The organism is Streptomyces sp. NPDC051104, from assembly GCF_040682835.1.
GTDB classification, from domain to species: domain Bacteria; phylum Actinomycetota; class Actinomycetes; order Streptomycetales; family Streptomycetaceae; genus Streptomyces; species Streptomyces cynarae.
Genome location: NZ_JBFBBS010000013.1, coordinates 19,070 through 41,963, shown reverse-complemented (window position 1 = coordinate 41,963; position 22,894 = coordinate 19,070). Strand labels below are relative to the sequence as shown.

Annotated in this window: 22 protein-coding genes and 2 pseudogenes; 7 read left to right on the top strand and 17 right to left on the bottom strand. The window is 71.6% G+C overall.

All coding sequences use genetic code 11. From position 1 onward, the window contains the following. Positions 1-138: 138 nt before the first annotated feature. The 8 genes from AB0N14_RS19975 to AB0N14_RS19940 all read right to left on the bottom strand — a co-directional run bounded on the left by AB0N14_RS19975 (position 139) and on the right by AB0N14_RS19940 (position 8,305). Positions 139-552: a DUF3151 domain-containing protein gene (locus AB0N14_RS19975; RefSeq protein WP_366027011.1), complete on the bottom strand. Its 414-nt coding sequence runs from the start codon at positions 550-552 to the stop codon at positions 139-141. Between the two features lie 55 nt (positions 553-607). Then, positions 608-2,113: an MFS transporter gene (locus tag AB0N14_RS19970; RefSeq protein WP_366027010.1), complete on the bottom strand. Its 1,506-nt coding sequence runs from the start codon at positions 2,111-2,113 to the stop codon at positions 608-610. 306 nt (positions 2,114-2,419) lie between these two features. Beyond that, on the bottom strand, positions 2,420-3,442 hold the full coding sequence (fbaA, locus tag AB0N14_RS19965) for a class II fructose-bisphosphate aldolase (protein WP_366027009.1): 1,023 nt from the start codon (positions 3,440-3,442) through the stop codon (positions 2,420-2,422). Positions 3,443-3,583: 141 nt separating this feature from the next. Continuing rightward, the gene (gene pyrE, locus AB0N14_RS19960; RefSeq protein WP_366027008.1) at positions 3,584-4,132 is read right to left on the bottom strand and encodes an orotate phosphoribosyltransferase; all 549 of its coding nucleotides are present in this window, start codon (positions 4,130-4,132) and stop codon (positions 3,584-3,586) included. A 34-nt stretch (positions 4,133-4,166) separates the two neighbouring features. Further along, a complete protein-coding gene (locus AB0N14_RS19955; protein ID WP_366027006.1) occupies positions 4,167-4,955 on the bottom strand; it encodes an aldose 1-epimerase in 789 nt (262 codons plus the stop codon). A gap of 58 nt (positions 4,956-5,013) precedes the next feature. After that, a complete protein-coding gene (locus AB0N14_RS19950) occupies positions 5,014-5,841 on the bottom strand; it encodes an SRPBCC family protein (protein WP_366027005.1) in 828 nt (275 codons plus the stop codon). A 78-nt stretch (positions 5,842-5,919) separates the two neighbouring features. Next, positions 5,920-7,551: a polyamine aminopropyltransferase gene (locus AB0N14_RS19945; protein ID WP_366027004.1), complete on the bottom strand. Its 1,632-nt coding sequence runs from the start codon at positions 7,549-7,551 to the stop codon at positions 5,920-5,922. 196 nt (positions 7,552-7,747) lie between these two features. Next, positions 7,748-8,305, bottom strand: coding sequence for a DUF2617 family protein (locus AB0N14_RS19940; RefSeq protein WP_366027003.1), 558 nt, complete (start codon positions 8,303-8,305; stop codon positions 7,748-7,750). A gap of 507 nt (positions 8,306-8,812) precedes the next feature. Between AB0N14_RS19940 and AB0N14_RS19935 the strand changes: the two genes are divergently transcribed. The 4 genes and pseudogenes from AB0N14_RS19935 (at position 8,813) to AB0N14_RS19920 (ending at position 12,182) form a co-directional block, all read left to right on the top strand. Further along, complete coding sequence (locus tag AB0N14_RS19935) at positions 8,813-9,013, top strand: hypothetical protein (RefSeq protein ID WP_366027002.1); 201 nt, start codon at positions 8,813-8,815, stop codon at positions 9,011-9,013. 276 nt (positions 9,014-9,289) lie between these two features. Continuing rightward, positions 9,290-10,483 carry a pyridoxal phosphate-dependent aminotransferase gene (locus AB0N14_RS19930; protein ID WP_366027001.1) on the top strand — a complete coding sequence of 398 codons (1,194 nt, stop codon included), beginning with the start codon at positions 9,290-9,292 and terminating at the stop codon, positions 10,481-10,483. Between the two features lie 224 nt (positions 10,484-10,707). Beyond that, positions 10,708-10,857 (top strand): annotated as a pseudogene (locus tag AB0N14_RS19925) (short-chain dehydrogenase); the annotation flags it as partial. 239 nt (positions 10,858-11,096) lie between these two features. Beyond that, positions 11,097-12,182: a mannosyltransferase family protein gene (locus AB0N14_RS19920; RefSeq protein WP_366027119.1), complete on the top strand. Its 1,086-nt coding sequence runs from the start codon at positions 11,097-11,099 to the stop codon at positions 12,180-12,182. Between the two features lie 25 nt (positions 12,183-12,207). On the opposite strand, the gene AB0N14_RS19915 is transcribed toward AB0N14_RS19920, so the two are convergent. Both AB0N14_RS19915 and clpB read right to left on the bottom strand, forming a co-directional pair. Next, the gene (locus tag AB0N14_RS19915) at positions 12,208-12,732 is read right to left on the bottom strand and encodes a YbjN domain-containing protein (RefSeq protein WP_366027000.1); all 525 of its coding nucleotides are present in this window, start codon (positions 12,730-12,732) and stop codon (positions 12,208-12,210) included. 148 nt (positions 12,733-12,880) lie between these two features. After that, positions 12,881-15,478 carry an ATP-dependent chaperone ClpB gene (gene clpB, locus AB0N14_RS19910; RefSeq protein ID WP_366026999.1) on the bottom strand — a complete coding sequence of 866 codons (2,598 nt, stop codon included), beginning with the start codon at positions 15,476-15,478 and terminating at the stop codon, positions 12,881-12,883. A 132-nt stretch (positions 15,479-15,610) separates the two neighbouring features. On the opposite strand from clpB, the pseudogene AB0N14_RS19905 reads away from it, so the two are divergent. Further along, positions 15,611-16,026: pseudogene (locus AB0N14_RS19905) on the top strand (TIGR03618 family F420-dependent PPOX class oxidoreductase). Here AB0N14_RS19905 and AB0N14_RS19900 read toward each other — a convergent pair. From AB0N14_RS19900 to AB0N14_RS19890, 3 genes are all read right to left on the bottom strand, one after another. Beyond that, entirely contained in the window at positions 15,948-16,115 is a 168-nt protein-coding gene (locus tag AB0N14_RS19900; protein ID WP_366027126.1) for a hypothetical protein, read from the bottom strand. The pseudogene AB0N14_RS19905 and the gene AB0N14_RS19900 sit on opposite strands and share 79 nt — an antisense overlap. Before the next feature lie 71 nt (positions 16,116-16,186). Continuing rightward, positions 16,187-16,522 carry a hypothetical protein gene (locus AB0N14_RS19895; protein ID WP_366026998.1) on the bottom strand — a complete coding sequence of 112 codons (336 nt, stop codon included), beginning with the start codon at positions 16,520-16,522 and terminating at the stop codon, positions 16,187-16,189. Further along, positions 16,519-16,677: a hypothetical protein gene (locus tag AB0N14_RS19890; protein ID WP_200422237.1), complete on the bottom strand. Its 159-nt coding sequence runs from the start codon at positions 16,675-16,677 to the stop codon at positions 16,519-16,521. Before AB0N14_RS19890 ends, AB0N14_RS19895 begins: the two co-directional genes overlap by 4 nt. Before the next feature lie 182 nt (positions 16,678-16,859). Between AB0N14_RS19890 and AB0N14_RS19885 the strand changes: the two genes are divergently transcribed. Then, the gene (locus AB0N14_RS19885) at positions 16,860-17,843 is read left to right on the top strand and encodes a helix-turn-helix transcriptional regulator (protein ID WP_366026997.1); all 984 of its coding nucleotides are present in this window, start codon (positions 16,860-16,862) and stop codon (positions 17,841-17,843) included. Positions 17,844-17,855: 12 nt separating this feature from the next. On the opposite strand, the gene AB0N14_RS19880 is transcribed toward AB0N14_RS19885, so the two are convergent. From AB0N14_RS19880 to AB0N14_RS19870, 3 genes are all read right to left on the bottom strand, one after another. Next, the gene (locus AB0N14_RS19880; protein ID WP_366026996.1) at positions 17,856-18,893 is read right to left on the bottom strand and encodes a helix-turn-helix transcriptional regulator; all 1,038 of its coding nucleotides are present in this window, start codon (positions 18,891-18,893) and stop codon (positions 17,856-17,858) included. A 364-nt stretch (positions 18,894-19,257) separates the two neighbouring features. Further along, the gene (locus AB0N14_RS19875; RefSeq protein ID WP_366026995.1) at positions 19,258-20,364 is read right to left on the bottom strand and encodes a substrate-binding domain-containing protein; all 1,107 of its coding nucleotides are present in this window, start codon (positions 20,362-20,364) and stop codon (positions 19,258-19,260) included. 394 nt (positions 20,365-20,758) lie between these two features. Continuing rightward, positions 20,759-21,025: a hypothetical protein gene (locus tag AB0N14_RS19870; RefSeq protein WP_366026994.1), complete on the bottom strand. Its 267-nt coding sequence runs from the start codon at positions 21,023-21,025 to the stop codon at positions 20,759-20,761. Between the two features lie 247 nt (positions 21,026-21,272). On the opposite strand from AB0N14_RS19870, the gene AB0N14_RS19865 reads away from it, so the two are divergent. Next, on the top strand, positions 21,273-22,373 hold the full coding sequence (locus AB0N14_RS19865; protein WP_366026993.1) for a hypothetical protein: 1,101 nt from the start codon (positions 21,273-21,275) through the stop codon (positions 22,371-22,373). A gap of 67 nt (positions 22,374-22,440) precedes the next feature. Here the strand turns inward: AB0N14_RS19865 and AB0N14_RS19860 are convergent, their stop codons facing one another. Continuing rightward, positions 22,441-22,893 (bottom strand): helix-turn-helix domain-containing protein, encoded by a 453-nt coding sequence (locus AB0N14_RS19860; protein WP_366026992.1) that lies wholly within the window; start codon positions 22,891-22,893, stop codon positions 22,441-22,443. Position 22,894 lies beyond the last annotated feature (1 nt).

Below are 22,894 nucleotides of genomic sequence, written 5' to 3'. Positions count from 1 at the left end.
ACTCCGGGTAGCGGTCCGCCCCTGCCGATGCCGGCACGGGGGCCCCGGTCCCCACAGGCATCCTGCGCAATGCCCCCGGACACCGCAAGGCCCGCCTGGTCACAGGCGGGCCTGCCACGTGGGGCGTAGGGCCTAGCCCTAGCCCAGGGTCTGGGCCGCCGTCGGGGAGGAGTCCTTCAGGAACTGCGAGCAGCGCTCGTACTCCTCCTGCTCGCCGATGCCGTGCGCGGCCCGTGCGAGGGCGTGCAGGGCGCGCAGGAACCCGCGGTTGGGCTCGTGCTCCCAGGGGACGGGTCCGTGGCCCTTCCAGCCGTTGCGGCGCAGGGCGTCCAGGCCGCGGTGGTAGCCCGTACGGGCGTAGGCGTACGACTCGACGACCGCGCCCCGCTCGAACGCGTCGTCGGCGAGCTGCGCCCAGGCGAGCGAGGAGGCGGGGTACCGGGCGGCGACCTCGGCGGGCGCCGTACCGCCGGCGAGGAGCTCGCGCGGCTCCGGGTCGTCGGGGAGGTGCGTCGGGGGCGGGCCCCCGAGAAGGTTCTCGTGAAGGGTCATGGGATCAGTGTGCGCCATGGGCCGTGCCCGCAGGTCGCGCGCCCTCGGTACCTGCTCAGGAGGCCGGACCGGCCCCGGAATCCGCCGAACCGCGCGGCGGCTCGAGCGGTGGGGCGGTCACGGAGCAGTGCATTCGGCACTCGGGGTGGCGGCACTCCGGGGCCGGGCGGCGTACGGTCGCGAAGGCGAGCGCCGCGCCCGCCACCAGGACGCCCGCGCACAGCGGCATCGCCCGGCGGAAGGCGGCCTCGAACGCGTCCGGCACGCGGTACGCCTCCGGGCCCATCCCGGTGAGCAGGGGCAGCGCGGCCACGGCGATCAGACCGGCCGCGCGGGCCGCCGCGTTGTTGATGCCGCTGGCCAGGCCGGCCCGGTCGGTGTCCACCGAGGCGAGGACGGTGGCGGTCAGCGGGGCGACCAGGGTGACCATGCCCGCGCCCATGACCAGCACGGCGGGCAGGACGTCGGCGGCGTACGCGGCGCCCTTGCCGACGCGCAGCATCAGCAGCATGCCGGCCGCGCAGAGCAGGGGGCCGACGGTGAGCGGGATGCGGGGGCCGATGCGTTCGGCGAGGGCGCCGGAGCGGGAGGAGAACAGGAGCATCAGGACGGTGGTGGGCAGCAGGGCGACCCCGGCCCGCAGGGGCGAGTAGCCGGAGACGACCTGGAGCTGGAGCGCGGTGAGGAAGAAGAAGCCGCCGAAGGCCGCGTAGACGCAGAGGGTCACCAGGTTGACCGCCGTGAACTGGCGGGAGGCGAAGATGTCGAGCGGCATCATCGGGTCGGGGCGGTGCCGTTCGACGTGGATGAAGGCGACGCCTGCGGCGAGGCCCGCGACCGCGGTGAGGGCCACCGGGAGCGAGCCGCCGTGGGCCTCGATGAGGGCGTACGTCACCAGGGCGAGGGAGAGGGCGCCGAGGGTGGCGCCGAGGGCGTCGAAGCGGCGGCTGTGGGTGCCGCCGGCGGAGGACTCCGGGACGTGGCGTACGGCGATGGGGGCGCAGAGGAGGGCCAGGGGGACGTTCAGGAGGAAGACCCAGCGCCAGCCCGGGCCGGTCACCAGCCAGCCGCCGAGGAACGGGCCGACGGCGGCGCCGATGCCGCCGAAGCCGGACCACAGGCCGACCGCCCTGCCGCGGTCGTCGGGGTGGAAGGTGGCCTGGATGAGGGCGAGCGACCCGGGGGTCAGGAGGGCGCCGCCGACCCCCTGGAGGGCGCGGGCGACGATGAGGATCTCGGAGGTGGGGGCGAGGCCGCAGAGGAGGGAGGCGGTGGCGAACCACAGGACGCCGATGACGAAGATCCTGCGGCGGCCGTAGCGGTCTCCGAGGGCGCCGCCGAGGAGGATGAGACCGGCGAGCGTGAGCATGTACGCGTTGACGGTCCACTGGAGGGCGGCGAGGCTCGCGTCGAGGGCGTGGCCGATGCGGGGGAGGGCGACGTTGACGACGGTGGAGTCCAGCAGGGCCATGCTGGAGCCGAGCACCGTTGTCAGCAGGATCCATTTCCCCTGCGGGGTGCCGATCCTGACAGCGGGGGTCGGCTGTGCGGTGACCGCCATGCTGGGATCATCCCGCGTCGGGAGCGCTTGGGCCAGGTTTGCGGCGCCCGGAGGCGGGGCGCCCAGGGGTTGGCTGGGCAGAACCCGGAGGCGCGGGTGCCCGGAGGGGCATCCGCGACCCGGCGGTGGCGGGGTGCCGCGCGCCGCGCCCGTGCCGCCCCTGGGGGTACCCCCAGGCCGTTAAGGCACGGGCGGTGGCGGGGTGCCGCGCGCCGCGCCCGTGCCGCCCCTGGGGGTACCCCCAGGCCGTTAAGGCACTGGGGGAGGCACGGGTGGGCGCAGCGACGCGCACGCCGCCAATCGCTGTTACTTGATCTTCGTGCCCGTCGAGCGGAGGTTTTGGCAGGCCTCCAGCACTCGCTTCGACATCGACGTCTCCGCCAGTTTGCCCCAGGTACGCGGGTCGTAGGTCTTCTTGGAGCCGACCTCGCCGTCGACCTTCAGGACGCCGTCGTAGTTCTTGAACATGTGGTCGGCGACCGGGCGCGTGAAGGCGTACTGCGTGTCCGTGTCGATGTTCATCTTGACCACGCCGTTCTCCAGCGCCGTCGCGATCTCCTGCTCCGTGGAGCCGGAGCCGCCGTGGAAGACGAAGTCGAACGGCGACTCCTTGCCGAACCGCTCGGCCACGCCCTCGTTCAGCTCCTTCAGCAGCTCGGGGCGGAGCACGACATTGCCCGGCTTGTACACGCCGTGCACGTTGCCGAAGGACGCGGCCAGCAGGTAGCGGCCCTTCTCGCCCAGGCCGAGGGCCTCGGCGGTGCGGATCGCGTCGTCGACCGTCGTGTACAGCTTGTCGTTGATCTCGTGGGTGACGCCGTCCTCCTCGCCGCCCGTCGGGGTGATCTCCACCTCGAGGATGATCTTCGCGGCGGCGGCGCGGGCGAGCAGTTCCTGGGCGATCGCCAGGTTGTCGGCCAGGGTCTCGGCGGAGCCGTCCCACATGTGCGACTGGAACAGCGGGTTCTGGCCGGCCTTCACGCGCTCCTCGGAGATCGCGAGCAGCGGACGTACGTACCCGTCGAGCTTGTCCTTCGGGCAGTGGTCCGTGTGCAGCGCGATGTTGACCGGGTACTTCTCGGCGACGATGTGGGCGAACTCGGCCAGGGCCACCGCACCGGTGACCATGTCCTTGCTGTACTGGCCGCCCAGGAACTCGGCGCCACCCGTCGAGATCTGGACGATGCCGTCGCTCTCCGCCTCCGCGAAGCCGCGCAGGGCCGCGTGCAGGGTCTGGGAGGAGGTCACATTGATGGCCGGGTAGGCGAACTTGCCTGCCTTCGCCCGGTCGAGCATCTCGTTGTAGACCTCGGGGGTTGCGATGGGCATCTGTCCGCTCCTTGTTGTGCGGGTTGCGTTCTGCGTGCTTACGGCCCTGACCTAGGGAGTGACGTCATCGTCGGCCCCATCTTTCCAGACGTGACCGGATGCTTCGGACACCCCGTCCAGCCTGTGGATGACCCCGTGTCTTCAGTCCAGACCCAGGTCGTCCTTCGAGTAGGCGAACAGGTAGGGCAACCCGGCCTTGTCCGCGATCGCCTCGGCCGCGCCCGTCGCCCGGTCCACCATCGTCGCGACCGCGACGACCTCGGCGCCGGCCTCCCGCAGCGCCTCCACGGCGGTCAGCACCGAGCCGCCGGTGGTGGAGGTGTCCTCGACGGCCAGCACACGGCGGCCCGCGACCTCCGCGCCCTCGATACGGCGCTGCAGGCCGTGCGCCTTGCCCGCCTTGCGGACGACGAACGCGTCGAGCGTCTTCCCCCGGGCGGCGGAGGCGTGCAGCATCGCGGTCGCCACCGGGTCGGCGCCCAGGGTCAGGCCGCCGACCGCCTCGTAGTCCAGGTCGGCGGTCAGGTCGAGCATGACCTGACCCACCAGCGGGGCGGCGACGCCGTCAAGCGTGATGCGGCGGAGGTCGATGTAGTAGTCGGCTTCCTTGCCCGACGACAGGGTCACCTTGCCGTGCACCACGGCCTTGTCCTTGATCTGCTGCAGCAGCTCGCCGCGAACGTCACTCATGGCAGCCAGCTTAGAGCCCCGCTGTTCAGGGCTCTCAGAGCCGTCGCCAGGTCCACGTGGTCGTGGCCTCCAGCGGCTCGATGGGGGTGACCAGGCGCGGAAGGGTGTTGAGGCCGTCCGGGGGGCCGGTCTGCGGTTCCACGCACACCGCCTCGGGCTGCTCGTCGTAGACCACGACCCACTCCTCGCGGCTGGCGACCTTCAGCTCCAGCTGCCCGGGCCAGGTGAGGGTGACGTCCACGCCGCCGGGCATGCCGAAGCAGTCGTCCCAGGGGCCGGGCTTGGGGTCGACGCGGTTGCCGGTGGGCAGGTGGTCGTCGCCGCGCTCCTCCTGCCAGGCGGGGTCGAAGTCGATGCGGACGTCCTCGCCGCCGAGGCTGCGGTGGAACCAGGGGTGCCAGCCGATCTGGGCCGGGAAGGAGTCGTCGTACGTCTCCACGGACATGGTCAGCGTGAGGGCGTCCTCGGTGAGCGCGGCCAGCTGCGTGACGCGGCCGGCGTAGGGCCAGGGGGCGACCAGGTCGTAGGTGAGGACGGCCTCGGTGGGCTCGGCGCGGGCGACGCGCCAGACGCCGTCGCGGACCGTGCCGTGGATGGCGTGCGGCGGTGCGTTGAGAGGCATCTGCTGGACGGTGCCGCCGTTGCGGAACCTGCCGTCCCGGACACGACCGCACCAGGGGGCCATGGGGAAGCAGCCGAACCGTTCCCCCTGCCGCAGCAGTTCGGTCCCGCCGATACGCAGACTCCTCACGCGCCCGCCGTTCCCCGGCGCCAGCACGACTTCCGCGTCTCCCGCGGCCAACGTGATCTCGTCGTTGCTCACGAGCCCGACCCTACTGGGCGGATCAAGGGGGCGGGTGGTGACGCCGGTGCGGCGTACGTCAGCGCCGCCGTCGCAGCATCCGGCCCGCCACGATCGCCGATGCCACGAGCAGGGCCGCCGCCGGGGCCGCCCAGCGGAGGGTGGCGGCGGCTGCCGCGGCTTCCGGCGGCGGGACGGGCGCGTACCGGCCGCGCGGGGGCGCGTGGTCGACCTCCTCGGCGCTGCGCCCGATCATCGTGCGACGGGCGTGCGCCGCCTCGGCGGGCGGTTCCTCGTCGAAGGTGTCGGGCGCGAGGCCGGGTTCGTCCTCCTCGTCGAAGGCATCGGACGCGAGGCCGGGTTCGTCCTCCTCGGCTAGGGGCTCGAGGGACGACGCGGGGACCTCGGTGTCGCCGGCCGAGGGGGGTTCCTCCTCGGGACCCGGCTCCTGTGACGGCGGTTCGGTCACCTCCCGAGGGGCTTCCTCCGCCACCTCCCCCAGCTTCTCCGCGAACCGTCCCAGCAGCCGCGTCGCCGCCGACGCCACCGTCTCCGCCGGCAGGTCCGCGATCCGGCCGTCGGCCGTGGCCGTTCCCGTGAACGTGACCGTGGTGCCGTCCTCCGCCGGGGTCAGACGCAGGGACAGGGACAGTTTCGCCGTGCCCGTGCCGCGGGCCTCGGTGGCCTCACCCTCCACCGCGTACGAGCCGTCGTCCCGCCCCTCGATCCGCAGGGTGCCGCGGTATGTGATCGTGTGGCCGCCGGCGCGCACCCTCAGGCGGCCGGCGACCGGCTCGGTGCCCGCGTCCTGCTGGAGCCCGGGAATCGCGCGGGCCACCCGGGCCGGGTCGGCCAGCGCCTCGCTCAGCCGCTCGGCGGGGACCGGAACGAACACCTCATGCTCCATGTCTGACGAGCCTACCCAGCAGCGCCCGAACCTCACCCGTGCAAGACGGGATTCGCACGTCCGTGGGGGCCGGGAGGCTCATTCCTGGTACCTCGGATGCACCAGCGTCGACGGGAGCAGCCCCGGCACCCGGGTGCGCGCCGCCGCCCGCGCGTCCGCCCGCAGGGCCGCCCGGGTCAGCGTGCGCAGGCACGGCGTGCGCGGGTCCAGGGTCAGCGTGGGCCGGGTGCGGGCGGCGAGCACGAACCCCCAGTCGTGCGGCGCCCCGGCCGCCCCGGCCGTACGGTCCAGGGCGCGGCCGTCGACGCGGTACGGGGTGGTCCCGAGCCCCACCGCCCGTACCGTCGCCTCCACCGTCCAGAACGCGCGCGGCCCGGCGGTCACCGGCCCCGCGTGCACCACCAGACGCCCGCCCGCCGCGAGCACGCGCCGGGTCAGGCCGTAGAACTCCTGCGAGTACAGCTTCGTGCTCGCCGTGCCGCCGGGGCCGGGAAGGTCGGCGATCACCACGTCGTACGCCCCCCGGGGCCGCCTCAGCCAGCGGAACGTGTCCTCCGCATGGACGCGGACGCGCGGGTCCGCGAAGGCGTGGCCGTTCAGCGCGGACAGGGCAGCGTCCTGGCGGGCGAGCCGGAACAGCGCCGGGTCCGGGTCGATCACGTCGACCCACCGCACCCCCGGGTGCCGCAGCACCTCGCGCGCCGCGAGTCCGTCGCCGCCGCCGAGGACGAGCACGCGCGCGTGCGGGCCGCCGCTCATCGCGGGGTGCACCAGCGCCTGGTGGTAGATGAGTTCGTCGCGGCCGTCGACACGGAGCCGGCCGTCGAGGAACAGGTCGAGTGGACGGCCGGGGGTGCCACCGGTCAGCACCACCTCCTGGCCGCCGGTGCGCAGCGCGACCCGCACGTGACCGCCGTACACCGCCTGGCGCGCGGCGCGTTCGAAGTCGTCGACGAGCACGGCCGCCGCGGCGAGCACGCCCAGGACGAGGAGGTTGGCGACCAGCAGCAGCCGGCGCCCGCGCCGGGACAGGTCGCGCCGGAACAGCCCGAGCACCAGGGCGCCGCCCGCGACCGCGTTGACCGCGCCGGTGACCAGGGCGCCCGTCAGCTGGCCGAGCTGCGGCAGCAGCACGAAGGGAAAAGCGAGACCGCCGACGAGCGCGCCCACGTAGTCGGCCGCGAACAGGTCCGCGACCGCGCCACCCGCGTCCTGGCGGCGGATGCGCTGGATCAACTCCATCAGCAGCGGCACCTCGACGCCTGTGAGCAGCCCGATCGCCAGGGAGAACGCGACCAGCAGGCAGCGCGGGCCGCCGGACCAGACGCCGCCCCAGTCGCCGGTCCAGGCGAAGGCCGCGTACAGGGCCATCGCGCTCAGGCCGCCGACGAGTGCGAGCGCCGCCTCCACCGCGCCGAACCCGGCCGCGGCGCGGCAGCGGAGCCGCTTGGCGGCGAGCGAGCCGACGCCCATCGCGAACACCATCACCGACAGCACGACCGAGGCCTGTGTGACCGAATCACCGATCAAGTACGAGGCCAGCGCGACGAGTTCGAGTTCGTACACGAGCCCACAGGCCGCGCAGACGAACACCCCGGCGAGGACCAGGAACCGCCCGGTGCCCGGGCCCACGGGCAGCCGCGCCTGGTTCCGGCCGCCGCCCCAGGAGGCGGCAGCGCCGGGTGGTGCGGGCGCGTGCGGTTCGATCACGTCCGGAACGCTACGTCACACTTGCGCTCAGCCTTGTCACCCACACGTGTGGCGCCGGGTCGTTCGACACCGGGGGGTGGTGCGGCCGAGCGGGGGCTGCCGCCCCCGGAGCGTCGGTCGGGCCCGAACGGGCTCGTCCGCACATGCCGGCCGGGATGACGGTGCACAGCCACGGCCGAATGGGCGTCGATCGTCCTCACCTGCCCGACAGGACCGACTTCTCCCTGGTGTCGTCCCGTCGTTTCGCCCGCTGCCTCACCCCGACCCGGGTCCGGGTCGCCACCAACTGGCCGTCCTGCGGGTAGGCGTGCCAGGTGCGCCAGTGGACCTGGCCCTCGTGGCGCTGGGCCAGCATCGCGGTGAACGCGTGCGGGCTGCCGGGGAAGACGCCGGCCAGGCCGTTGGGGTGGTCGGAGACCAGGGCCAGCAGCTCCTGGGCGCGGCCGGCGAAGGAGCCGGGGGACAGCACCTCGACGCGGGCCGCGAACTCGTACTCCCAGTCGCCGACCCGCTTGGCGACGCCCAGTGGCAGCGGGGTGCTGGAGCCCGCGATGCACGCCACCGTCTCCGAGCAGAGGCCACGCTCCTCCTCCAGGAGCACCTGGTGGGACGCGCCGAGGAGTCGCAACTGCAGTCGCGCGCCGGAGAGTTCGAGGTCGAGGGTGGCGAGCGCGGGCAGCGGCTCGCGGCCCAGGGTCCAGGCCAGATCGGCCGCGCGCGTGTCGGTGTAGGAGGTGTTCAGGGTCGTGAGCATGGATCGGCTCCGCTAGCACGCAAAGTGAGAAGTGGGGATCCGGAGCACCCCGGTCGTGGCGCCGGGGACAAGGCCGGCTCAGCCAGTCGGGTAATGCTTCCGGTCGGCCCGGTGGGGAGGGACTCCTGCCGGACAGGTGTCCGAAGGGCGTCCGCGGGCTGCGTTGGTGTGTTGAGAGGGAATCATGAACTGTGGTTCCGGCAAAGCGTTTTTACCCAAGTTCGTAGGGTTTCCATCCCACGGGGGCTCCCCAGCTCAACTGTTCAACTACCGCGTGCGCCTGGAGTGTTGCAATGGGAGCCGTGCGCCCCTCCACGACGCGGCAATGAGCGCACGTCCCACGGCACAGCGCCGTCAACATGCGCCCTCGCGCTCCCTCGGGAGAGGGGATCGTCGGTTCCATGGTGACGTGCGGGCGCATGGACCGGATGACCGCCGGGAGGGATCCCGACGGTCACCCGGTGCGCGCGGCCCGGATGCGTCCGGAGCTCGACTGCCCCGTGTCAGTTGCCTCCGCCGCATCCGCCCCCGCCGCACGACGATCCGCACGACGAGTGGCCGCCGCAGGAGTGGCCCCCGCTGGAGTGGCCGCCGCCGCACGAGTGGTGCCCGCCCGAGTGGTGGCCGCCGGAGTGGTGGCCGCTCGACGAGCCGCCGTCGGCCCCGGCCACCCACCAGCTGGCCCCGGTGTCCCCGCTGCCTCCGTAGCTGCCGTCGTGCCCCCGGCCCGTCCGTGTCCGCGCCCCGGAGCGGCCCCCCGACCGCACCGCCCCCTTCTTCGAACGACGTTGTGCCGACACGAGCAGCGCCACCACAACGACGCAGACGATCGCCAGAAATATGCCGGTGACCATGGCGCCGTCCCCCTTTCGAATCCCCCGAAGCGACCCCCCGTGGGCGCCTCTGTCTTCCAAGTGGTCGGGGGATGCCCGCCGTGGTAACCGGCCAAAGCAGAGTTGAGGAAGTCCAGAGCTTGGGCGCAGGATGGCGGCCATGAACTCCAGCGCGCGCCCCTTCCTCAACCGCCGCCTCGCCGAGTTCGGGACGACGATCTTCGCCGAGATGTCGGCTCTCGCCGTGAGCACCGGGTCCATCAACCTCGGCCAGGGCTTCCCGGACACCGACGGCCCCGAGGAGGTCCGCGAGGCCGCCGTACGGGCGCTGCGCGACGGGCGCGGCAACCAGTACCCGCCGGGGCCCGGCGTCCCCGAGCTGCGTGCCGCGATCGCCGCCCACCAGGAGCGGCGCTACGGGCTCGCGTACGACCCCGACACGGAGGTCCTGGTCACCGCCGGCGCGACCGAGGCGATCGCGGCCGCGCTGCTGGCGCTGCTGGAACCGGGCGACGAGGTGGTCGCCCTGGAGCCGTACTACGACTCGTACGCCGCCGGCATCACGATGGCGGGCGGCCGGCGCGTACCGGTCACCCTGTGCCCGTCGGGGGGCAGCTTCCGGCTGGACCTGGACGAGCTGCGCGACGCCGTCACCGACCGGACCCGGCTGCTGCTGATCAACACCCCGCACAACCCGACCGGGACCGTGCTCACCCGCGAGGAGCTGCGGGCGATCGCCGAGCTGGCCGTCGAGCGGGATCTGCTGGTGATCACCGACGAGGTGTACGAGCACCTGGTGTTCGACGAGGCGGAGCACGTACCGCTGGCGACGTTCCCGGGGATGCGCGAGCGGACGGTGACCATCGGGTCGGCCGGGAAGACGTTCTCGTTCACGGGGTGGAAGGTCGGCTGGGTGACGGCGGCGCCGGGACTGGTGGCGGCGGTGCGGTCGGCCAAGCAGTTCCTGACGTACGTGGCGTCCGGGCCGTTCCAGTACGCCGTCGCCGAGGCCCTGCGCCTGCCCGACGCCTACTTCACGGCCTTCCGCGACGATCTGCGCGCCAAGCGGGGCCTGCTCAGCGCCGGTCTCACCGACGCCGGCTTCACGGTCTTCCGCCCGGCGGGCACATACTTCGTCACCACCGACATCCGCCCCCTCGGCGAGAGGGACGGCTTCGCCTTCTGCCGCGCCCTCCCCGAGCGGGCGGGTGTCGTCGCCATCCCCAACGCGGTCTTCTACGACCACAAGGAGGCGGGGGCGCCCTACGTCCGGTTCGCGTTCTGCAAACGCGTCGAGGTGCTGGCGGACGCGACGGAACGTCTCCGCAAGGCATTCGCGCGCTGACCACCGTCGAGATCGGCTCCTCCTTCATCTGCCCCTGCTCTCCCACCGCCCCCTCACGTCCACCCCCGGGCGTCGCGAACCAGGTGCTCGTGGAGTTTCCATCAGGGGGACCAGCGCCCCGAGGCCAGTTCCGCGGCGCACTCGACGACACCGGCGCCGGTGTGCGGCGGCTGGAGAAGCAGGGTTTTCCGGCCCAGTTTCTCGGGATGTCCCTTATGCACGTCCTCGCCGAGAACACCCGCATGCTCGTCACCGAATCGGGTGTCGGCGTGAGCCTGATCGCCCCCGGCGAGGTCGACACGCCGTTCTGGGACACACGCGGCGGCACTCCGCCCGGCCCCGCACTCAGCGCGGATAACATCGCCGATGGCATCACCCTCAGAGACCCCGTCCCCTCCCGTCTCCCGTCCACCAGGCGGCGTGTCAGGCGTGGGAATTCGTCGGCGCGCGGACGCGCAAGGTCGCAAATCGGACATGATCGACGCATGGTTCCGATGTGACCCACGCCAGTACCGTCCCGGCCTCGGCCGCCGAGCGCCCGGGCCACCGCGACCCTGTCCGTCCGGCCGGCGGCGGGCGGCGGCCGGCCGCCACGGCCCTTACCGCCCTCGGGCTGTTCCTCGCCGCCCGGCTGTCCGGCGTGCTCGTGCTCGCCGTCGCCGCCCGGGCGGCGGGCAAGAACCCACTGCTCCTGCTCGGGCGCTCCTGGGACTCCGTCTGGTACCTGCGGATCGCCGCCCACGGCTACGGGTTCACCCAGCACACCCGCACCGGCGTCCACAGCGACCTGGCGTTCTTCCCGCTGTACCCGGGCACGGTCCACGCCGTCACCACGATCACCCCGCTCGGCGGCGGCGCGGCGGGCCTGCTGGTGTCGTGGACGGCTGCCGCGGTCGCCGCATGCGGCATCCACCGGATCGGGCTGCGGCTGTACGGCCCCGCGGTGGCCGTCGTCCTGGTCCTGCTGTGGGGTCTGCTGCCGCACTCCGTCGTGCTGTCGATGGCCTACACGGAACCCGTCATGACCGCGTTCGCCGCCTGGTCGCTGTACGCCGTCCTGACCCGCCGCTGGGTGTGGGCGGGCACCCTGGCGGCGCTCGCGGGCCTCGCCCGGCCGAACGGCGTCGCGGTGGCCGCGGCGGTCCTCGCGGCGGCCGGCCTGGAGGTGTGGCGGCAGCGTGGGCGCGGAGTTTCCCACAGGCTGTGGACGGGGGCGGCGCTCGCACCGCTCGGCTGGAGCGGCTACGTCGTGTGGGTGGGTCACCGCCGGGGCGACCCGCTCGGCGGCTACTTCACCGTGCAACGGCTGTGGGGCTCGCGCTTCGACTTCGGGCGGGGCGCCCTGAGCTTCACCGAGCACATGCTGCTGCACGGCACCCGGCTGCTGTTCCCGATGGCGCTGATGATCGTCGGCGTGAGCACCGTGCTGTTCGCCCTGCTGGTCGTGGACCGGGCCCCGCTGCCGCTCGTCGTCCACAGCGGCGTGCTGCTGCTGATCGCGCTCGGCGGCTCCGGGTTCTTCGAGTCCAAGCCGCGTTTTCTGCTGCCGGCGTTCCCGCTGCTGATCGTGGTGGCGCGGGCGCTGGTGCGAACAGCGCGAGCCCGGCCGTGGCACGCCGCCGTGGTGGTGGGTGCGCTGGCCGGGCTCTCGTTCGTCTATGGGGCCTATCTGGTGGTGCTGGCTCGATATCCCCTCTAGTGCCCCCACAGGGCACTGGAGGGGGCTACTCCTCGTCGTCCTCGGGCTTCTCCGCGTCGTCGACCTCTTCCGCGAGGCCGAGCTGCTCCACGAGCCACCGGTCGAACTCGATGGCGGCCCGCACCCAGCTCACGGTCGAGGAGACGAAGTGCTCCAGGCTCACGCCCGTGCCGATCAGCATCTGCGCCTCGCCGATGAGGCGGACGGTGCCGTCGTCGTGGGTGTGGCTGTAGACCTTGGGCCACAGCGTGCGCCGGTTCCAGTCGTCGATGGACTCCAGCAGCTGGGGCTTCTCGTCGATCTTGTGGGGCCGGTCGTAGAACGTCCGCACCGAGAAGACCTGCTGATCGCCCTCGCCGCGGAACATGAAGTACGTACGGAACTGCTCCCACGGCGCGACGAGGTCACCCTCTTCGTCGACGAGGTGCTTGAGCTCCATCTGGTCCAGGAGCTGCTTCACGAGGTCCTGATCCGGAACCACGGGGCCCGCCGGCGGCTGCGGCTCGGGCTGGCCCCCGAAATTCGGAATCGAGGACGGGTCGATGCTCACCGTGTTCTTCCCTTCGTACGGATTCCGCCATCCTCCCTCATGCGGGGAGGGGGGTGGCAACCCCCGACGGTTCGTGTCAGCCGATGGCTGACACGAACCGGTCACGCGGGCGGGCGTACTCCCGGGTACCCGGGAGCCGTGCGGCCCCTTACAGCGTCTTGCCCGTCGCCGGCCCCACCAGCAGGCCCTCGCCGAACCGGTCCACCCGGACCGTGTCGCCCTCCTTGACCTCGCCCGCCAGGATCTCCTTGGCGAGGCGGTCGCCGATGGCCGTCTGGACCAGGCGGCGCAGCGGGCGGGCGCCGTAGGCCGGGTCCAGGCCCTCCTCGGCGAGCCAGGCCAGGGCCTCGGGGGTGATCTCCAGGCTCAGGCGCCGCTCGTGCAGCCGCTTGGCCAGGCGCTCGATCTGGAGCTGTGCGATCCGCTCCAGCTCGGGCTTGGTCAGCGCCGAGAAGACCACCAGGTCGTCGAGCCGGTTGAGGAACTCCGGCTTGAAGGAGGACCTGACCACCTCGAGGACCTGCTCCTTCTTCTCCGCCTCAGTGGTGAGCGGGTCGACCAGGAACTGGCTGCCCAGGTTCGAGGTCAGCACCAGGATGGTGTTGCGGAAGTCGACCGTACGTCCCTGACCGTCGGTCAGCCGGCCGTCGTCCAGCACCTGGAGCAGGATGTCGAAGACCTCGGGGTGCGCCTTCTCCACCTCGTCGAGCAGGATGACGCTGTACGGGCGGCGGCGCACCGCCTCCGTCAGCTGGCCGCCCTCCTCGTAGCCGACGTACCCGGGCGGGGCGCCGACCAGGCGGGCGACGCTGTGCTTCTCGCCGTACTCCGACATGTCGATGCGGACCATGGCCCGCTCGTCGTCGAAGAGGAAGTCCGCGAGCGCCTTGGCCAGTTCCGTCTTGCCGACGCCCGTAGGGCCCAGGAAGAGGAACGAGCCGGTCGGCCGGTCGGGGTCGGAGATGCCCGCGCGGCTACGGCGGACGGCGTCGGAGACGGCCCGCACGGCCTCGCTCTGGCCGATGAGCCGCTTGCCGATCTCCTCCTCCATGCGCAGCAGCTTCTGCGTCTCGCCCTCCAGGAGGCGCCCGGCGGGGATGCCGGTCCAGGAGGCGACGACGTCCGCGATGTCGTCGGAGCCGACCTCGTCCTTCACCATCGTGCCCTTGGACGCCTCCTCCTCGGCCTCGGAGGCGGCCTCCAGCTCCTTCTCCACGGCCGGGATCTCGCCGTACAGCAGCTTGGACGCGGTGTCGAAGTCGCCGTCGCGCTGGGCGCGCTCGGCCTGGCCGCGCAGGTCGTCGAGCCTCTCCTTCAGCTCACCGACGCGGTTGAGGGACTGCTTCTCCTTCTCCCAGCGGGCGGTCAGGCCCCGCAGCTCCTCCTCCTTGTCGGCCAGGTCGCGGCGCAGCTTCTCCAGGCGCTCGCGGGAGGCCGCGTCGGTCTCCTTGTCGAGGGCCAGCTCCTCCATGCGCAGCCGGTCCACGGCACGCTGCAGCTCGTCGATCTCGACCGGGGACGAGTCGATCTCCATGCGCAGCCGGGAGGCCGCCTCGTCGACCAGGTCGATCGCCTTGTCGGGCAGGAAGCGGGAGGTGATGTAGCGGTCGGACAGCGCGGCGGCGGCCACCAGGGCGCTGTCCGCGATCTGTACCTTGTGGTGGGCCTCGTAGCGGCCCTTGAGGCCGCGCAGGATCGCGATGGTGTCCTCGACGGTCGGCTCGCCCACGAACACCTGCTGGAAGCGGCGCTCCAGCGCGGCGTCCTTCTCGATGCGCTCACGGTACTCGTCGAGCGTGGTCGCGCCGATCATGCGCAGCTCGCCGCGGGCCAGCATCGGCTTGAGCATGTTGCCGGCGTCCATCGAGGAGTCGCCGCCGGCGCCCGCGCCCACGACGGTGTGCAGCTCGTCGATGAAGGTGATGATCTGGCCGTCGCTGTCCTTGATCTCGGAGAGCACGGCCTTCAGCCGCTCCTCGAACTCACCGCGGTACTTCGCGCCCGCGACCATGGCGCCCAGGTCGAGCGCGACGAGGCGCTTGTTCCTGAGCGACTCGGGCACGTCGCCCTTCACGATCCGCTGGGCGAGCCCCTCGACGACGGCGGTCTTGCCGACGCCGGGCTCCCCGATGAGGACCGGGTTGTTCTTCGTACGGCGGGACAGCACCTGCACGACGCGGCGGATCTCCTGGTCCCGGCCGATGACCGGGTCCAGCTTGCCGTCGCGCGCGGCGGCGGTGAAGTCGGTGCCGAACTTCTCGAGGGCCTTGTACTGGCCCTCCGGGTCCGGGGTCGTCACCCGGCGTCCTCCCCTGGTCTTCTGGAACGCGTCCAGCAGCTTCTTGGCGTCCGCTCCCTGCCGGGACAGGACGTCCCCGGCGGCGCCGCCCTTCGCGGCGATGCCGATGAGCAGGTGCTCGGTGGACAGGTACTCGTCGCCGAGGTCCTTGGCCCGCTTGTCCGCGTCCGCGATCACGGCGAGCATGTCGCGGTTGGGCTGGGGCGGCGCGACGGTCGACCCGGTCACGCGGGGCAGCCCGGCGAGCAGGCGCTCGGCACCGGAGCGCACGGAGGCCTGGTCGGCGTCCACGGCGACGAGCAGGTCGATGATGTTCTCGTTGTCCTGCCCCTCGAGCAGCGCGAGGAGCAGGTGGGCGGGGGTGAGGTCCGGGTGGCCCTCCGACACGGCCCGTTGGGTGGCCGCGTTGATCGCGTCCCGGCTCCTGTTGGTCAGCTCGGCGTCCACGTTCGCGTTCTCCTCCTGCGGGTCAGCCGCGCTCAGCTGTTGCCTTCCACGTGACTACGTCAACGTACACAAAGTTGAGTCTATTTCACTCAAGGCGGCGCGCGGGAGAGGGAACGGCTAGGTTCCGGTTTCATGGCCACGTACTCCCAAGACCCCGGCGCACCCGATGCCGAGTACCTCAGCTTCTGGCGCGAAAGACACCTGTGCACACTGACGACCCTGCGCCCGGACGGCAGCCCGCACGTCGTCCCGGTCGGAGTGACGTACGACCCCGAGGCACGGCTGGCCCGGGTGATCACGAACAAGGCGAGCGCGAAGGCGGGACATGTGACGGCGGCGGGGCCGGAGGGGGCGCCGGTCGCGGTCTGCCAGGTGGACGGGCGACGGTGGGCCACGCGCTGGAGGGGCGCGCGCACGTCTCGGCCGATCCCGGGCGGGTCGCGGAGGCGGAGCGGCGCTATGCCGAGCGCTACGGCAGGGTGCCGGCGCCGAACCCGTCACGGATGGTGATCGAGATCGCGCTCTCCCGGGCACTGGGACGCGGCTGACCGCCGAGCCCGCCGACACCACTGATTTCGGCCACCGTCGGATCCGGGTGATGTCCGGAGATGTCCGCCAAAAACTGCAGCGGCGTCACCGTGTTCAGGTCACGGTGACGCCGCTGCGGGGGGAAGCACCTGAGCGATTTGTTACGACGGGGGAATCGCGTCAGGCACTGCGGGGGGTGGCTGAGATGGTCCTCACTACCGGGCTGTCCGCCTCGGACAGCCGGTGGTCACGCTGGTCCAGGTTCACAAAGATCATTCCGTACCGGATGGCGCAGCGCACGGGCTGCGGCGCTCCCCGAGGCCGCCGCAGCAGCCGGTACGCCCGCACGTCCTCGTCCTCGTCACGGGTGACGACGACGGGCTCCCCGAACACGGTCACCATCAACGAGTCACCGCTGTGGGGGATGGCGGTGGCCAGGTCGATGAAGTGCCAGCCCGAACGGTAGGCGGTGGCCATTTCCCGACGGAAGGACCGGTCGTCGGGCGGGGTGGTCATGAGGTCGTCTCCGGCGCGGCGAGAGGCGCGCTCGCCCCCCAACCCGTGTCCGCCGGCGTCGCGACGATCCCCGTCGGCTCGCTGGCACCCCAGCCGGTGTCCAGCTTGGCGACGCCGACCGCCTGCGCCGTCCCCGCCCCGGCACCGAAGACCACGGCCGCAGAGAAGGCAACGGCAAGCGCCGATCGAAGCATTCTCTTGTACATAGTCGGCTTCGTCCTCACTCAACGAGTTTCCTTCCCCCGTGCCACCAAGACGATGGCTCATTCAGGCACGTCAATGCCACAGGGTCGATGCATCATGTTCCTGCACGTTCAGGACCCTGGGGGGTGGAGATTTGCCTAATAGCTATCCGAAAGGGACACATCCACACGCGATTACCGATCTCTGTGAGGAGGGGACACAGCTTTACGCAAGCGCGTTGAGCACCGGCCGTATCGCCCGGTCGGAGATCAAGGACGCTCCCTGCCTCCTCGAGTTCGCGTTGTTGCACCCGGATCCTGACGACGAGAACTGGTTGCGGCCGGTTCCACCCTCCGTCGCGCTCGCCCAACGGCTGCATCCGCTGGAGCGGGAGATCCTGGATCGCCGGCGGATCTCCATCGAACTGACCGAATCCTTCGAGCCGTTCATGGCGCTCAGCGCCCTGGCCCCGGCCCCCACCCATGCCATCACCGTGCTCGAGGGCTCCGACCGGATCAACGCGGCGCTCAATCTCGCCACCGCCGAATGCCGTCACGAGGTCCTGACGGTCCAGCCGGGCGGCGGGCGCAGCGAGCACATCCTGAGGCAGGCCCTCGAGCGGGACCGGCCACTGATGGAACGCGGCGTGAGCATGCGCACGCTCTACCAGCACACCGTGCGCCACAGCCTGGGAACCATGGCGTACGTGGAGGTCATGTCACGCGGCAAGGTCGAGATCCGCACGCTGGAGGAACTCATAGGGCGGCTCATCATCTGCGACGAGACCGTCGCCTTCGTCCCGGCGCACGACGACCAGCAAGTGGCCCTGGAACTCCGCCATCCCGGCCTCGTCAAGTATCTGATCAAGGTCTTCGAGCACCTCTGGCGCCGCGCCACCCCCCTGCGTGAGGAAGTGCCCTACGAACCCGCCCGCGACGGCATCACCGGCGTCCAGCACTCCATCGCCAAGCTCCTGGTGGAGGGTCACGTCGACGAGGCCATCGCCCGCCGGCTGGGGATGAACGTCCGCACCTGCCGGGCCCACATCGCCAAGCTGGCCCAGGCCCTGGGCAGCGGCAGCCGCGCCCAACTCGGCTACCTCATCGCCCGGTCGGGCATCCTGGAGGAGGACCACTGAAGCGCGAGGGTTCTACAGCTCGGTCGGGGATTTCGGAGCGCCCGGAGCGGTGACCGGCAGCAACTCGGGCGCGTGCGGCGGACCGTCCAGGCCCGCCTGGGCGATCCTCACCCCGAGCTGCGTGCGGCTCGCCGCGCCCAGGGTCTCGGACAGCCGGGCGATGTGCGCGCGGCAGGTGCGGACGCTGATGCCCAGCCGTTCGGCGACCACCGCGTCCTGGTGGCCCTCGGCGAGCAGCGCCGCGATGGAGCGCTCCCGGTGGGTGATGCCGTCGATGCCCGTCTCGGGCAGCGGCGAGGTGAGCGGGATCGCCAGACGCCACAGGCGTTCGAAGACGGTCACCAGGTACTCGATGATGGCCGGATGGCGCAGCTCCAGCGCGATCGTGCGGTCCGCGTTCGCGGGGATGAAGGCGACGGTGCGGTCGAAGACGATCAGCCGCTCGGGCACCTCGTCCAGGGTGCGCGCCTCGGCCGCGTCGCCCATCAGCTCCATGTAGGTGTGCAGGCCCTGGCCGTGCCGGGCGACATGCGTGTACAGGTCGCGCATGCGCACGCCCCGGCGGCGCATCTCCAGCGCCCGCGGCAGGCCCTCGGCCAGTTCGTCCTCGCGGCGGATACCGCCCGGCTGCACGGTCAGCAGCTCGGTCGTGCACTGTTCCGTCGCCTCGTCCATGGCGGCGCGGATCCGCGTCAGCCCGTCCAGCACTCGGATCGCCACGCCCTCCTGGGAGCCCTGCTCACGGCCGCCCAGCCCGGCGTACCACTCGACGGCGGCCACCGCAGTGCCGACCCGCGCCCGACTCGCGGAGACCTCCTCGTGCACACCGCGCAGCAGCCGGGTCATGACCTCCTGCGGGGCGGTGGGCACCAGCCAGTCCATGTCGTCGGGGTCCGGGTGCAGCAGCGCCAACTCCAGCAGGCACGGCACCTTCGCGGCGTCGGAGCGGGGCACCCGGCCGCGACGCACGGCCCGGGAGTACACGCGGGTCCCGGCCTCGCAGAGCCGGTCAGCGCCGTGCGGATGCGCGTCCGTCCCGTGCCCGGCCATCTTCCACCCCTGGCTTACGACTCCTGGCTCCCGCGTCCCGCGCGACGCGGCCCGCCGGCGACTCCCTCACGCACCCGGACGCGCGCCGTCCGCGCCGCGCCCCGCACGCCTTCGCAGCGCAACTATGCGCGGACCCGCCCGCCACCGCAACACGGCTCCCCCGCCCCAACGCCCGCTCTTGCCCCGGAACATGTTGGTTTCGCCCCGCCTCCGGAACTTCCGCTGCACCAAGCTGACGGGGCCGTTGGTGGAACTCCTCGATCCGGACAGGCCGCGACCCGCGCCCCTTCGAGGGACGCGGGTCGCAGGGAGCACGGTCGGGGTCCGGGCCGGCACGCGGGCCGCCGGGTACCCCGAAGGCGCGCTAGTGCAGGCCGAGCGTGGAGCAGTCCGCCTTGTACTTCGCGGTGCAGATGTCCTTGACTGTGTAGATGCCGTCCTGGATCACCGTGTCCTTGATGTTTTCCTTCGTGAGGGCGACGACCGGCACGAGCATCGACGGGATGTTCTTCTCCGTCGGGCTGTCGACATGGTCACGGGTCAGTGCGTCGAACTCGATCGAGCGGCCCTGGACCTTGGCCACGGCCATCTCCGCGGCGTTGTTCGCCTCGTCCGGGTACGACTTGTACACGCTCATGTACTGCTCACCGGAGACGATCCGCTGCACCGCGTCCAGCGCCGCGTCCTGCCCGGTCACCGGCGGGAGCTTGCTGACGCCCGCCTCCTTCAGCGCGTCGATGACGGCGCCGGCCATGCCGTCGTTCGCGGAGTAGACCGCGGCGATGTTGCTCAGCCCGACGGCCCGGATCGCCTCCGCCATGTTCGCCTTGGCGTTCTCCGGCTTCCAGTCCTTGGTGTCGAAGGACTTGACGATGTTGACCTTGCCCTGGAGCTCGCTGAGCGCGCCCTCCTTGAACTGCGCCGCGTTCGGGTCGGTGGGCGAGCCGTTCATCATGACGATCTTGCTGCTCGAGCCCTTGGCGCCGAGTGCGTCCGTGAGGGCGCGGCCCTGCACCTGGCCGACCAGCTCGTTGTCGAAGGAGATGTACGCGTCGATGGGGCCCTGGGCGAGCCGGTCGTAGGCGATGACCGGGATGCCCGCGTCCTTGGCCTTCTGCACGCCCGGCGCGATGGCCTTGGCGTCGACCGCGTCCACCAGCACCACGTCCACCTTGTCGGCGATCATCTGGTCGAGCTGCTTGCTCTGCGTGGCCGCGTCGGCGTCGGCGTTCGCGTACAGGACCTTGCCCTTGTTGTCGGTGAGGGAGGCGACCTGCTTCTTGATGATGGGGTAGTCGAACCTGTCGTACCGCGGGTTCTCCTTCTCGGGCAGAAGGAGACCGACCGTGATGTCGTTGCCCTTCTTCGGGGTGGCGGAGCTGCTGCTGCCGCCGACTCCGTCGATGACGCCGCAGGCGGCGAGCGAGACGGCCGACGCCGAGGCGGCCAGGGCCATGGCGGTACGACGCACAGCGGTCCTACGGGGGGTACGAACGTTCACATCAGGTGCCTTCCGGGCGAGGGAGCAGCGTTGAGACCCAGGTGGCTGAAAGCCAACGCGGGGACGGTGGGCAGCGTCAAGAACTACCGGTTAACGAGATGGCAACAGGATCACTGTGCGAGTCAAGTGAAAACCAAGAGAGCGTGGTGTGGGGACTGTTTCGGCGCCTCGGCCCGACGTCAGCCGACCCCGTCACCTGGAGCGATCGACGCCTGACGTACAGTCAACTACTGGGTACCGACGTCTCCTTGGTCAAATACCGGGAAAACGTGATCCGCATCACGTGCCGACAGGCAGGTTTCGCCGCCCCCGCTCCCCGAAGAGTCAGCGAGAAGCGAAGTTCCTGTACAACCTCTCCCTCGCCTCACGGGTCGTGATCACGAACGCCTCGCCGCGTCCCGGTCCGATCAGAGGACCGAATGAACCAAGCCGGACGACGCACGACCGCCGCGGCGGCCACCGCCGTCGTGCTCGCCACCGCGGGCGGCCTGCTCACCGTCACCACACCCGCCTCCGCGGCGACCACCTGCACCTCACCGGTGTTCAAGCGGCAGTTCTTCGCGAACACCGGCTTCTCGGGCACCCCGAGGAAGACCGACTGCGACAGCACGGTCAACGAGAACTGGGGCACGGGCGCCCCCGCTTCGAGCCTGCCCAGGGACAACTTCTCCGTCCGCTGGACCCCATCCCGTCCGGCAAGCACACCCTGCGCGTCGACTACGTCAACTGGACCGGGACGGCGAACGTCGCGTTCTCCTAAACGCCCCGCACCTCCGCCACGGTCGACAAGGTCAAACCCCTGACCCCGACCCGTACTTCCGTCTCCTACGACCCCCGCCACCGGCAAGGCGAAAGTCACCTGGGCGAAGACCCAAGAGATGGACCTCGCGGGCTACCGCGTCTACCGCCGCCTCAAGGGCGCCTCCTTCGGCAGCACCCCGCTCGCCACGACCACCTCCACGTCCTCCACCGACTCGACCTTCCCGGTCACCGGCGCGACCTACTACTACCAGGTCCGCGCCTACGACAAGGCCGGCAACGAGTCGACGGGCACCGCCGACCAGGCCGTCACCACGATCGACCGGACGGCGCCTTCCGTGGCCCAGGGCCTCGCCGTCACCGACTCCTCCGAGACGGGCCGACCGGGCCTCGGCTGGAGTGGATTCGCCGAAGCGGCCTCGTACCGGGTGTACCGGGCGGCGAGCGCGGATGGCACGTACAGCAGGGTCGGCAGCACAGACCAGCCCCCGTACCGGGACGCCTCGGGCGAGACGGGCGTCGCCTACCACTACCGCGTGACCGCCGTCGACGCGGCGGGCAACGAGTCCGCCCGGTCCGCCGCCGTCAGCGGCCGACGCCGGGACGAGACACCGCCGCCCGCCGTCACCGGGCTCACCGCCACCCCGACCGAGTACGGCTTCGAGCTGCACTGGGACGCGAACCCGGCGCCCGACCTGTTCCGGTACCTCGTCTACGCGGGCGAGGTCCTGCGCGACGGGGAGGACAGCGTCTGCTCCGCGCACCAGGAGGTGTGGCTGGCGCCCGACGTCACCTCGTACACGTACACCACCCTCCCGGACGGCGTGGAGCGCTGCTTCCTCGTCGACGCCTACGACAAGTCCTGGAACTCCCCGTACGAGTGGAGTGGTTCGGGCCAGATCGTGAGCACGACCGAGCTCGACATGACGCCGAGCGTGCCGACGCCCGAGGACTCGCCGGTCTCGCTGACGGCGACCCCCGACGCGACCGGGAACGTCGACCTGAGCTGGAACAGCGTGGCCGACGCCACCGGCTACCAGGTCTACCGCTGGAACCCTGACGCCGAGGCGTACGAGAAGCTGGCGGCCACCACAACGGCGACCTCCTACGTGGACACCGGTGCCGCCAAGGGCACCACGCACTTCTACTGGGTGACCGCCCTGTCCGCCGACGGCTCCGAGTCGGCGGCCGGCGGGGACTGGGCGGTCCTGGCACCCTGAGCAGCATCCCGAGCGTGGGAAAGGGGCCCGGAGGATCCTCCGGGCCCCTTTCCCACGCGAACACGCCTCAGTCGGACGCCTGCTGCCGCTTCGGCCGCCACACCACCAGCGCGCTGGTCTGCTGGACCTCCTGATACGGCACCAGGTCACGGCGGTAGGACGCGTGGACGGCCGCCTCCCGTTGGCGCATCGCCGCCGCGGCGCCGTCGAGGGCGTCCTGAAGCTCCGCGACGCGGGACTGGAGCGCGGCGACCTGGTTCTCCAGTTCGATGATGCGCTTGATGCCGGCCAGGTTGATGCCCTCGTCCTGCGACAACTGCTGCACCTGGCGGAGCAGCTCGATGTCACGGGCCGAGTAGCGCCGGCCCCGCCCCGCGGTGCGGTCCGGGGACACGAGCCCCAGGCGGTCGTACTGGCGCAGCGTCTGCGGGTGCAGTCCGGAGAGCTGGGCCGCCACCGAGATGACGTAGACCGGGGTGTCCTCGGTCAGCTCATACGGGTTGCGTCGACGGCCGTCCATC